Here is a 12,650-nt window from a genome sequence, read left to right on the forward strand (position 1 = left end):
GTCTATGGAGTCTTCGCCGATAAACTGCTGACTGCCGGCGGAGTCCAGCTTGTACACCTTGACCTTGCCCTTGGGCAGAGGCATACCCATATTGTTTTCCTTGGAGTTCATGAGCTCCATGGTCACCTTGACCTTGATATCGGTGCGGGTAGCAAAGCCGTTCTTGGCGGCCTCGGGGTCCAGATTGCGCACGTAGCCCCAGCTCCTCTGAGAAGGCGAAAAGGTGAGCTTTTTCTCCACCTTGACGCCGTTGGCGGAAAGGAGAGCAAGCTGTTTGGACTCGTTGTTGAGGACGTCGGACTTTCTGTCCAGCTTGTAGAGATGATATTCAAAAAAGCTTTCTTCCTTGAAATCATTCCTCATGCCTTTTCTCACGGCGCCTCCGGCAGCGGAAGTCGTTTCCATCATATCATAATTGAGCATTTCCTGAGGTCTCTCCACGTCGCCGGCAATGAGTGCGATCTGCGAATCCCTGAAATCGGCGCCGCATTTGTTGTCTATGGTCACCCAGCCGTTGATATCGGCCAGAGTGTCCGAGTTGTTCACCAGCAGGACGTAATCGCTGGACCAGGATATGCCCTGAGTGATATAGCTGAGCTCACAGGAATGGGACTTGCTCTCGGGACTGTCCACCAGCCAGCTCAGGGTAGGACGGGCTATAAGGCCTTCGGGGATCCTCTTGGTCTCCTTTATCTCGGGATGGATGACTATATTGCCGTCGTCCTTCTGCACGATGGTCCCGGCTCCTGAAGCGTTGCCGCCCACGCCGGGAGCGGATATAAGAGTTCCCTCGGTGCCGTCTTCCAGGATCACTCGTTCGCCTATCAGCTTGTTGAGGATGGTAGCGGCATTCATCAGATCGTATCTGTAATTCTGTTCCAGGATATCGAAGGAATTGGCGTCGGAAAGAGATTTGAAGAGCACGCTCTGAGGCTCTATTCTGGACGCCACGTCCGCAAAGGACACTGTGTCAATGCCCTTCTTGACGGTCACGCTGCGGACGTCCTTTACCAGAGCATAGCCCTGATTGTAGATGGTGATCTCGGTCTGAGCATAGCAGAGGGCTGCCAGGGACAGAACGAATAAAGTCATTAATAGCTTTTTCATCACTATTTCTCCTTGTTGTCGAGATATATATCGTCCTTGACTATGTTGTTGGTCCTGATAATGATGGTATATGTTTCGGAGGTCAGATCGGGCTGCATATGTATCTCATAATCCACGTAGTCGCCCACGGATCTGGTCATATAGATGACCTGAGACGAGCGCTTTTGAGGCTGATAGTTGACGTTCTGACCGGAGATGGCCTTTTCCAGCAAGGCCCACTGCTCGTCGGACAGCCGGGCTGCGGATATCTTGCCCAGCACCATGGGCTGAGGCCCGACCCCATTGCCGCTCTGATCGGGAACGGGAGATTTTTTGGCAGCAAGGAACTCTTCCTTTTGTTCATCGGAAAAGGAGCCCAGAAATCTGAGAACGTCCCTCTTGTTTCTCACCTCGCGGGTGTTGATGAGGTCCTGTCTTTTGCCGTTAGCGGCGCCCATATTGAACTGCTTGTTGAGCTGAGGGCTCAGAGACAGCTCATAATCTATCTGCAGATCTGTCAGCCGGGCCATTTCTATGAGCACGTCCAGTGAATAGCCTCTCTGCATCTCTGCCATCTCTTCCCAGTAGTCCAGCCAGTCGGAGGCTATCTCGCCGGCCCGCAGCATATACCAGCGCCGGTCCTTCAGAGTCAGGATGTTATTGGATACGTCATAATCCAGATCGTAGTTGAGGCACAGCCTCAGGATGACGTCAGAAAAGGTCTCCGGTCTCGAGGAAACGTCTATGGCGCTGCGATAAAAACAGTCGGCCACCATGTTGACGCCGGCTCTGACAGAGGCTATCATCAGCACTTCGTTGAAGCTGACGCGTTTTTTCTTCAGCTCGGAGTATAGATCGATCTTTTTGTCAAAGCCCTCCCCCACCAGGCGGGAAGCGTCGATCTTTTTGGTGTCCACGTTGTTGGCGACAAATTTCAGCTGGGCTTCCATGCTGTCTGCCACGTCCTTGCGGTTCTTGCCGGCCTTGATGTCCAGCAGAGCATTGGCAATGACGTTGGTAAAACGGTTATCCGGATAGAGTATGTTGATCTCGGTCTTGGTGGCATAGTCGGCCAGCTCGCCCTCGGTGAGACCGCTGCCGAATTGCTGATCGGAGGAGAGCATCACGGACACTCTGCCCAGCACCGTCTCGGTGTCTATGGTGTCGTTTTCATCCGGAGCAGGCCTGTTGATGACTACCACCAGCTTTTCCGGACTGTCAAAGATCTTCAGGTCTGTCTCCGGATCCAGCTCCTTGTAGGCCTTTGCAAGCTCGGACACTGCGCTCCTGGAGGCGTCCGGCAGATCGGAATACTTGTACTTGGAGGTGTTGTCCCGGACCACGGCAGGCCCCAGGACCGGGTCGTCAAGCAAAGCGACAAGGGCCTTGCCAAAGGAGGTAGTGCCCAGCACGTAGCCGTAAGGGCAGGTCTCCCTGGCGTCTGCCGGGCTTTCCGAAGCGTATTTTTTGATCAGCTCCACACCCTTGGATCTTTTGGTGGCAGCCTCTTCGGCTTCTCTGGCCACCTCCTTCAGCACCAGCTCGGCCTCGTTTTTCATTTGCTCTTCGGACTGGGTAAAGAGGATGGTCTTTCCGCTGACGGTGTAAGAGAAATTGAAGACTCTGCAGATGGTGTCCAGAAGCGCGTCCAAAGGCACGTTTTCCACGGACACAAAGGCTCTGCGGTCATACACGTTCCAGTCTTCGGCCCGGGTGCCGGCCGCTATTTCAAAGCCGGTCTTCTCGGACAGACGCTCGCATACTACGTAAAAACGTTCTCCGTTGAGACGCACGGTCACGGGAGCGTGTATGTCGGGCTCTGCGCCAAGCAGAGGGATACACGCCAGCAGGACCGGGATGAGCAGCAGGTATCTGGTCAGTATCAGAGAAGCTCGTTCCATAAGCTGTCCTGTTCGATCCGCTGAAATACGTCCACGCCGTAAAAATCGCATATGGGAGAGAGCAGACCGGGATCGTTGTCCTTGACGGATGTGATGGCGGCTCTCACCACTCCGAGAGCTTTGGCGCTCATTTTTCCGAGAGGCGGTCTGGCAGGGCCCGAAGGCATGCCCAGCACGTTCATCAGCATCTTGGTAGGCAGAGGATTTCTGTATTTGTCTATGACCTTCACGGGACCGTAGCCCGGAATGCTGCGCTCGTTCTCAACAGCCAGACCTACTATGTCGTGAAGAGGCATAAGAGCCTTGTTGAGCTTTTCGGCACCGGCTTTGTCTCCGGACATGGCGAGAGAGACCATTTTTGCCATAGCTCCGGGAGCCACGTTGGACACCACCGATATGACGCCGTTGCACCTGATATCCGGGTCCAGTATCAGATCGCAGGTGAGGCCGTCATCGCCGCTGATGATGGAAAAATCATCGCCGCACAGTCTGCGGGTCATCTTCATGTTTTCCTTGTTGCCGGAGGCCTCCTTCACCGTGTTCACGTTCCCGTATCTGGCAGAAAGAAGGGCTATATCCGGAGGCAGGAGACAGGTGCCGGTCCTGCCTGGCACCAGATAAGGGATACACTCCACCCCGGGCATGGCTTCGGCTATCCTGCCGTAGTATTCCTCTCTCAGCTCCGAAGACGAAGGTCCGTTGTAGTAGCAGTCCACCAGCAGCAGACCATCGGCGCCGGATTCTGCGGCGTGTCTGCAGCTGGAGATGGCTTCCTGAGTGCAGTTGCTTCCGGTCCCTGCGATGACTCCCACCTTTCCCTTGCAGACTCTGATGGTCTCGGCTATGATCTTGTTGTGTTCATCCCAAGTCAAACTCGGAGATTCCCCGGTAGTGCCCACGGCTACTATACCGGTGATCCCCTGCTCTATTTGAAAAGCGGCGTTTCTGAGCAAGCCTTCCCAATCTATGCTTCCGTCAGAATGAAAAGGCGTGACCGCTGCAGTCCAGGTATTGTTTATCTTCATGGAAAGCCTCCCTTGATCTCACATAAAGATTATATCAGTTTTTCCTGTTTGTTGTAAAGCAAAGGCGCCGTCATCCGGGCGCCTCTGCGCGCCGGGGTCAGGACTCCGGCAGCCTCAATCCAGGCCCTTGAGCCGCCTGTAGGTGTCCGACAGAGTCCTGATCACGGGCTCTCTGCGGCATCTTACCTTTTTGGGCACTCCGGGCAGGAGGTCGAACATATTGTCATCCACACCCTCCTGAGCCTCAAAATCGAGACACACTTTCCAGACGAAGACTGGGCTCTCCAGAGTGCACTCCCCGTCTGAGTATTTGACGTCGATAACGGGCTTCTCGGGCACAAAGCAGTCGAAGCGGCGGAGCAGCAGTCTGTTCTGAGAAACGTCTCCCTCGCCGGACCTCAGTACGGCATAGACGTCGGCTCCGTCGGAAGTCCACTCGTCAACGACAGTCTTTCCGTTGGGCGCCACCGACACGGGTCTTTCGCTGCTTGTCAGCCTGTCTGCCGGCTCGAACCTGCCGTATTCGGCAACCCCTTCGAAGGCCCGGTCCGTATCGTTGACGGCCACTATCATCACCCTGTCGCCCCTGATCACCGGGAATACGGCTATGGGACTGAAGGCGTTGCGCACAGGATAATAGGACAGCCTTTTATCCAGAGCATAATCCACGATGGTCCAGCTGTGTACGGCATTCCAGGAATCGTTGTACATCCAGAAAATGGCGCTGGAGGAGTCGAACCTGCGGCTCCTGAAGTTGGATATATATTCATACAGCCCCTCGGCCTGAAGAGCGTTGGAGAAATATATATAGTCCTCTACAGGCATGTCGTTGGGCTCCAGACCTGTCCATTTGCGGACAAAGGCTCTGGAGCTGCCGGCATCCGAAGCGGACAGTGAGTTCTCGTGATGTATCCAGCCTCTTTTGCCCAGACCTATCTCCGAAGGAGGGAGATATTTGCTCATGGCGTACACGGTGGAAGCCGAGAGAATGCCCCCTTCGTTGGGGAAGCGGCATTGCATATCCCTGTACTGCCAGTAATCTGTGGCTTTCGCAGGATCCAGTATGCTCACTGCCCAGGGATGCTGGTCTCCGGTATACTCGCTGTTGTGGTCGGTGAGATACTCCGAATAGGGACTGGAAGGCCAGTAGGGCCGGGAGGGGTCCTCCGCCTCTATGATGTTCCTGAGCCTCTGATGGAATATACTGTAGTCGGGTATATGGGTCCTTTCCATTACGAAAGGCACGTTGCACAACCACTCCAGCTCGTTGTTGCCGCACCAGATACACAGCGAGGCGTGCTCGCTGAGCTCCCGCACCTGATATTCGGCTTCTTTCATCACTTCGCTGACAAAGCCCCAGTCGTCGCCGGGATACTGAGAGCAGGCAAAGATGAAATCATGCCATATGATGATGCCTTCCTCGTCGCAGCAGCTCAGGAGGTCATGGTCGGCGTAATAGCCGCCGCCCCACACTCTCAGGGTGTTGAAGTTGGCCTCGGCAGCCAGCTTCACGTTTTTCCGGGTGTGCTCCGGGGTTATCCTGGCGCCTATGATATCCTGAGGCACCCAGTTGCCGCCCTTGGCAAAGAAGGGCTCGTTGTTGACTCTGAGGATAAAATAGTTGCCCTTTTCGGGATGGGGCGATCTGTCCAGCTCCACCCGTCTGAGGCCTATGCGCTTGGTCTCTTCCCAGGCGGGTCTGCCGTCAGCCTCCACGGCAATATCCAGAGTGTAGAGATATTGCTTGTCGGAAGGTCTGGGATACCACAATTCCGGATCCTTTACCTCTATATCCAGAGAGTACTCCCCTGTCCCTTCGTCAAAGGTCACTTCCTTTGTGTATTCCTTCCCGTCCAGAGAGGCTGTGATCCTGCCCCTGCAGCTTTGCTTTGCATTGACAAAGCAGCGCACGGTCACCAGGGCCGACTTCAGGTCCGAAGCCACACTGCTCCGCACGGAGCTCTGAGTGACAAATATATCGTCGGACTGCTCGATGCGCACGGATCTCCAGAGGCCCACGTTCACCAGATGGGGGTTCCAGTCCCAGGAAAACTGATACTGAGGCTTGCGGATCCAGGCTCTGTTGGTGAGAAAGTCCGACTCGCTGTACACGTATTTATGGGATTTGTCGTAGGCGGGCAGCATGCCGGCGTCTATACGGACTCCCAGCACGTTCCTGCCCTCCTTCAGCAGACCGGTGATATCGGCTGCAAAGGGCCTGAAGCAGTTGTTGTGCTCGCCTATCTCCTGTCCGTTGATGAAAAACAGCGCGTGAGTATCCACTCCCTCGCACACTATCCGGGCGTATTTTTTGATGTCGCCGGCAGAAAGACAGAACTCCTTTCTGTACACCCATATATCCTGCTCCACCCATCTGTTGTCCAGTGAGTTCTCGTTCAGACGGCAGTCACCGATGATGCCGGCCTTTTCCAGATCAAGATGGATCTCTCCGGGGACGGTGGCGGGTATGAAGCCATGAGCATCGCAATCCGTGCCCACGTAGGATCTCCAGTTGTCCGGCTGTCCCCAAAAATTGCGTATCTGCCAATCGCTGCCGTCCAGTACAAGATTTGCTGCCATCATCTGACCTCCTTGTTTTCGGATATGATCTGTGAGCCGAATCTGATGCCCCGGGTGTCCGGCTTGCCCTTGCAGGTCACTTCATAGGGTATGCCCGGCAGCAGATCGAACATATTGTCCTCTGCCTCCAGCTCTGCAGGCAGATACACCTTCCAGACCCAGGAAGGCGAGCAGAATACCAGCTTGTCCCCCCTGACTGCTATATCCACAGAGGGCTTGCCCATGTCCAGCTCGCACTGCCTGCTGAAGGTCAGTGTGTTCTGACAGCCCGTTTCCTGCAGTATGGTATATACTGCGCGGCTGTCATTGTACCATTCGTCAATGACGGTCTTGCCTTTGGCAGGGACCATAAAGGTCACGTCTTTTCTGCTCTCCGTTTTGGACGGATTGAACACGCCATAGGCGAGATGACCGAAGAAATCGCAGGTGGTGTCATTGACTGCGACGATCCTGACCATGCCATCCTGAAGCACCGGGAACACGGACACGTGTTCAAAGGCTCTCCTGACGGGATGATAGGCCTGCCGCCTGTTGAGATAGTAGTCCACTATGGTCCAGCTGCGGCAGGCAGTCCAGGAATCGTTGTACATCCAGAAGACGGCGCTGGCCGAATCAAACATGCGGGCCCGGAAATTGGATATATACGTATAGAGGGCGTCGCTCTGGACCGCACCCGAGAGGATACCGTAATCCTCAAGAGGGATGCTGTCCGCTTCGAGACCGGTCCAGTATTTCAAAAAGGCCGGCTCCTTGAAGCCGAAGGAGTTGTCGTGGAGGATCATATCCCGGGAAAAAGCGGAGAGCTGATCCTCGGGTATATATTTCCTGAGGGAATCTATGTCCGACAGGCACAGCACGCCGCCCTCGTTGGGGAAGCGGCAGTCATAATCCCTGTATTTGTGATAATTGTAAAAATCGCCTCCGCCCAGAGACACGTCCCAGGGGTGCTGGTCGCCCGTGGTAAAATCATTGGGGTCGGCGCTGTGCTCGCTGAAAGGACTGGAGGGCCAATAGGGCTTGGTGGGGTCCTCCGCGTCTATGATCATGGGCATCTTTTTCAGATAGATAGCGGCATCGGGTGCTGTGAAGCGGGTGGTAAGCCAGTCCAGCTCATTGTTGCCGCACCAGACTCCCAGACTGGGATGGTTGGACAATTCTCTCACCTGATACTTCAGCTCCTCTGTGACGTTTGCCATGAAGTCCCTGTCCTCGGCGGGATACTGGGCGCAGGCAAAAATGGCGTCATGCCACACCAATAGCCCCATCTCGTCACAGCAGTCCAGCAGCTCATGGTCGGCATAATAGCCGCCGCCCCATATGCGCAGCAGATTGAAATTGGCTTCTTTGGCCAGAGAGACGCATTTTCTGATGCGGTCCCGGTCCACCGCTGCGCCTATCATATCCTGAGGCACCCAGTTGCCGCCCTTGGCAAAAAAGGGCTCCCCGTTTACGTGGAGGACAAAATAATCCCCCTTGACGGGATGGGGCGACCGGTCGATGGTCACCTTGCGTATGCCGGTCTTCCTCGTGTCGGATATGACTGTCTCGTCGGTGGACACGGACGTGGTCACATCGTACAGAGGCTGCCTGGTGTCCGGGGCGGGATACCACAGATGCGGGTCTTTGATGACCAGCAGTACGGAATACTTGTTCGTCCCCGGGGCAAACTCATATTCGGCCCGGGCGGAGACGCCCTCGGTCTCTGCGGACAGAGTTCCTTTGACCGGCTTGTCCAGACGATTGACCACGAAAGCGTTGACCTGCACCAGACCGGTCCTGCAGTCCTCTGACAGATCCACGTTCATGCTGATCTGATCGAGAAAAATGTCGTCGGATATTTCCAGCCTGACGCTCTTCCATATGCCCACGTTCACCAGATGAGGGTTCCAGTCCCAGGAAAACTGATACTGGGGCTTGCGGATCCAGGATCTGTTGGTAGAGGCGTCATGCATGGAGCCGCAATACTTCCGGGTCTTGTCATAAGAAAAATATACGCCCGAGTCTATCCTGACAGCCAGCAGGTTTTTCCCCGGCTTCAGCTTGCCCGATACGTCGGCATAGCAGGGACAGAAGCAATTGTTGTGAAAGGCCACCTGCTCTCCGTTGAGATAAATGAAGGCGTGCGTGTCAAGGCCTTCAAACACAAAGCGGGCAAAGCCGGCAGCCTGGGCTTCGGTGACCTCAAAGGTCTTGCGGTACACCCATACCATTTCCTCCACCCAGCGGTGCTTTCTCACGTTGTCTCCGTAATAAGGATCAGGCAGACGGCCGATCCTCTGGAGATCCAGGTGTATGTCGCCGGGCACCTGAGCCGGCATATAGCCTTCGGTGCTGCTGTCGGGCCACACTGCGCCGCGCCAGCTGCCGTACTGGCCGTCATAATAATTGACGATCCAGTCCGAGCCGTCAAAGGGAATGGAGCTAATCATCTTCTCTGTCACCTGCCGTAAACGAAAATTCGGTGTGGGTATCATATTCCTCTCCCGGCATCAGCGCGCAGGAGGGGTAATCACTGTGGTTGGGGCTGTCGGGCCAGAACTGGGTCTCCAGGCACAGGGCCTGATGCTTCACCAGAGGCATACCGTACTTGCCCAGGGGCTCGCAGAGCATGTTGGACGTATAGAGCTGTATACCGGGCAGATCCGTGGACACGGTCATGGTGATATCCGTCTCCGGACAGAACACCACCGCAGCCTTTTTCCACGAACGGTCCGTCCCCAGTATGTAGTTGTGGTCGTAGCCTCCCCCCACCACCGAGAGCTGAGGGTCGTCCTCGTCTATATCGCATCCTATGGCCTTGGGCAGGGTAAAGTCAAAGACTGTGTCCTTTACGCTCTCTCTTTTCAGAGGGATGAAGCTTTCGTCCACCGGCAGCCATTCGCCGGCGAAGATCTGCAGGCTGTGCTCCAGGCAATCGCCCCTCCCCGCCAGGTTGAAATAGCTGTGATTGGTGAGATTGCATATGGTGGGCTTGTCCGTCACCGCATGATATCTTATGTCCAGAGCGCTGTCGGTCAGAGTAAAGGTCACGTTGACGCAGAGCTCTCCGGGGTAGCCCTGGTCTCCGTCGGGAGACACGTAGTTCAGAGTCAGCGACGGAGCGTCTCCGTCCTTCAGCTCCTCCAGCTCCCACACCTGCCGGGAAAATCCCTTGACGCCTCCGTGGATATGACATCCCGTGGACTCTTCGTTGCGGTCCAGACTATAATCGGAGCCCCCCACGGAAAATCTGCCTTCGGCAATGCGGTTGGCATAGCGTCCGATGGTCGCTCCCTGACTGGAATTGCCCTCCACGTAGCCCTGCAGGCTGTCATAGCCCAGGATCACGTCCACACCCTTTACCTTCAGGGATACGAGGGTGGCGCCGTAGCTGATGATACCGGCTTCCATCATACCCGCAGACAGGGTATATATGAATACAGGCTCTTCCGTGACGAGCCTGCCATACTGCTCTTTCTTTATCAAAACGCACCTCACAAATATGGATTGGATATATTGCTCGCTTTTATTATATCACATATCTGCCCCGTCATAGGGCCGTCCGTCCCGGAAAAATTGATTATACTCCCCTGTAATGATATAATTATTATGAATTTAGAAGGAGACCCACATGATTGCGACTGTTGACATAATGTCCACCATCCAGATGATCCAGAACGAAAAGCTGGACGTAAGAGCGGTAAACATGGGTATCGATCTCTTTGACTGTTCCGACAGAGATATCAATACCGCCTGCAGGCTCATGAGAGAAAAGATAGTCAGACTGGCGGAGCCTCTCCCCAGGATATGCGATCATATCTCACGCAAATACGGCATCCCCGTGGTAAACCGGCGGGTGGCTGTGAGCCCAGTGGCAGACGTGCTCAGCGGACACGGCATAGACGAGCTGGCCAAGTTTGCCGACACCATGAACTCCGCCGCAGAGGAAGCCGGCATCGATATCATAGGCGGCTACAGCGCCATGGTGCAGAAGGGCATGACAGACACTGACAAGGCTCTCATAGAGTCCCTGCCCCGGGTGCTGTCGGAGACAGGCAGGCTCTGCTCCTCCGTCAACGCCGCCTCCACCAAGGCCGGCATCAACGTTGACGCTCTGATCCTCCTGGGGCACACTCTGAAGGAAATAGCCCAAAGGACCGAGAAGGACGACGGCTTTGGCTGCTGCAAGCTGAGTATATTTGCCAACATGCCTGAGGACAACCCCTTTATGTCCGGAGCCTACAAGGGTATCGGCGAGCCCGAGACCGTCATCAACATAGGCGTATCCGGACCGGGAGTAGTCAAGAGAGCTATCGAAAGAGCTGTCTCCAGGTCCGAGGAAGTGGACCTGGCAGCCATTGCCGAGGAGATCAAATACACCGCATACAGAGTCACCAAGGTGGGCGAGATGCTGGGCAGAGAGGTAGCCAAGGAAATAGGCGCCGAGTTCGGCATAGTGGACCTGTCTCTGGCTCCCACCCCTGCCGTAGGAGATTCTGTAGGAGAGATATTTGAGGCCATGGGCATCAGCCATATAGGCGGCCCCGGCAACACTGCCGCTCTGGCTCTCCTCAACGACGCGGTAAAGAAGGGAGGCACCTTTGCTTCCGGCTCCGTGGGAGGTCTTTCGGGCGCCTTTATACCCGTTGCAGAGGATTCCGCTCTTGCCGGCGCAGCCGAGGAGGGCTGGCTGAGCATCGAAAAGCTGGAAGCAATGACCAGCGTGTGCAGCGTGGGTCTGGATATGATAGCGGTGCCCGGCTACACCAGCCCCGAGACCCTCACGGCCATATGTATGGACGAGCTGGCTATAGGCGTCATCAACCGCAAGACCACCTCAGTGAGGATCATCCCCGTCCCCGGCAAGAAGCCCGGCGACAGAGCTGTCTTCGGAGGTCTGTTCGGCGAATCGCCGGTGATGGACATCAAAAACAACACCTCCTCCGTGTTTGTCCGGCACGGCGGCAGGATCCCCGCTCCCCTTACGAGCCTGAACAACTGACGGGAGCCCGCCGTTTATGCTGTATATCTACAACACTTCCACAGACCCTTATTTCAACATGGCATGTGAGGAATATCTGCTGACGGAGTTCCGTCCGGGAGAGGCCGTGTTCATGCTCTGGCAGAACAGCCCCGCCATCATAGTAGGCAAGAACCAGAACACTCTGGAGGAGATCAACTCCTCATACATAGAGGAGACGGGCATCCCGGTAGTCAGAAGGCTTTCCGGCGGCGGCTGCGTGTATCATGATCTGGGCAACCTGAATTTTACGGTCATCACCGATTATGCCGACGGCTTTTTTGACTCTTTGGACATGTTCACCCGTCCCGTCACAGGAGTTCTGGAAGACCTGGGCATCAAGGCAGAGCTCAGGGGGAGAAACGATATTTCCATCGAAGGACGCAAGTTTTCCGGCAATTCCCAGACTGTGATAGGCGGCAGGATACTGCATCACGGCACCATCATGCTGGACGTGAACACAGACGCTCTCGCCAAAGCTCTCTCCGTCCCCAGGGCAAAGATAGAGAGCAAGGGCATCAAAAGCGTCAGAAAGAGAGTGACCAACATCAACGCCCATCTCCCGGAGCCTGTCACTCCCGCCGGGTTTGCCTCTCTGCTGCGCAGCAAAATGACCGAGTCGTACCCTCTGGAGGACTATTCCTTCAGTCCTGAAGACACGGCATGCATCATCCGGCTGCGGGACGCCAAATACAGGACATTTGAATGGAATTACGGTCAGTCCCCCTCCTTTTCGTACACCAGACAGATCAAGCTGACCGCCGGGCTCATCAGATTTTCCTTCAACACGGAGGGGTCTGTCATCACTGAAGCCGCCATTACCGGCGACTTTTTCGGCGTGGAAGACATAGGGGGACTGTGCCGGGCACTGCAGGGCGTCCGGTTTACTCCCGAGGCTCTGACAAGGGCCCTGCTTGCCGCGGATACGGAGAGATATATCAGATTTTTGACAGACGCCGATATCCCGGAGCTATGCCGGGCGCTGTTTGAATGACGGTCCTTATAAAAATCTATAGATTTTTTTGACATTCATGCAGACGCCGCTCCATAATGGTATAA

At 55.4% G+C, this 12,650-nt stretch carries 8 protein-coding genes; 2 read left to right on the top strand and 6 right to left on the bottom strand.

What is annotated here, in order from left to right; translation table 11 throughout:
- The 6 genes from IK083_02240 to IK083_02265 form a co-directional block, all read right to left on the bottom strand.
- On the bottom strand, positions 1-1,107 hold a 1,107-nt coding region (locus IK083_02240; GenBank protein ID MBR4748377.1), incomplete at its 3' end, for a DUF4139 domain-containing protein.
- A gap of 2 nt (positions 1,108-1,109) precedes the next feature.
- Complete coding sequence (locus IK083_02245) at positions 1,110-2,987, bottom strand: hypothetical protein (protein ID MBR4748378.1); 1,878 nt, start codon at positions 2,985-2,987, stop codon at positions 1,110-1,112.
- The gene (gene dapA, locus IK083_02250; GenBank protein ID MBR4748379.1) at positions 2,969-4,012 is read right to left on the bottom strand and encodes a 4-hydroxy-tetrahydrodipicolinate synthase; all 1,044 of its coding nucleotides are present in this window, start codon (positions 4,010-4,012) and stop codon (positions 2,969-2,971) included. Before dapA ends, IK083_02245 begins: the two co-directional genes overlap by 19 nt.
- A gap of 114 nt (positions 4,013-4,126) precedes the next feature.
- Positions 4,127-6,592 carry a hypothetical protein gene (locus IK083_02255; GenBank protein MBR4748380.1) on the bottom strand — a complete coding sequence of 822 codons (2,466 nt, stop codon included), beginning with the start codon at positions 6,590-6,592 and terminating at the stop codon, positions 4,127-4,129.
- A complete protein-coding gene (locus IK083_02260) occupies positions 6,592-9,021 on the bottom strand; it encodes a hypothetical protein (GenBank protein MBR4748381.1) in 2,430 nt (809 codons plus the stop codon). Before IK083_02260 ends, IK083_02255 begins: the two co-directional genes overlap by 1 nt.
- Positions 9,014-10,057, bottom strand: coding sequence for a galactose mutarotase (locus IK083_02265; GenBank protein MBR4748382.1), 1,044 nt, complete (start codon positions 10,055-10,057; stop codon positions 9,014-9,016). Before IK083_02265 ends, IK083_02260 begins: the two co-directional genes overlap by 8 nt.
- A 145-nt stretch (positions 10,058-10,202) precedes the next feature.
- On the opposite strand from IK083_02265, the gene IK083_02270 reads away from it, so the two are divergent.
- Both IK083_02270 and IK083_02275 read left to right on the top strand, forming a co-directional pair.
- Positions 10,203-11,573: a PFL family protein gene (locus tag IK083_02270; protein ID MBR4748383.1), complete on the top strand. Its 1,371-nt coding sequence runs from the start codon at positions 10,203-10,205 to the stop codon at positions 11,571-11,573.
- Between the two features lie 16 nt (positions 11,574-11,589).
- A complete protein-coding gene (locus IK083_02275; protein ID MBR4748384.1) occupies positions 11,590-12,585 on the top strand; it encodes a lipoate--protein ligase in 996 nt (331 codons plus the stop codon).
- Positions 12,586-12,650 lie beyond the last annotated feature (65 nt).

It is taken from the genome of Abditibacteriota bacterium (assembly GCA_017552965.1).
Taxonomy (GTDB): domain Bacteria; phylum Armatimonadota; class UBA5829; order UBA5829; family UBA5829; genus RGIG7931.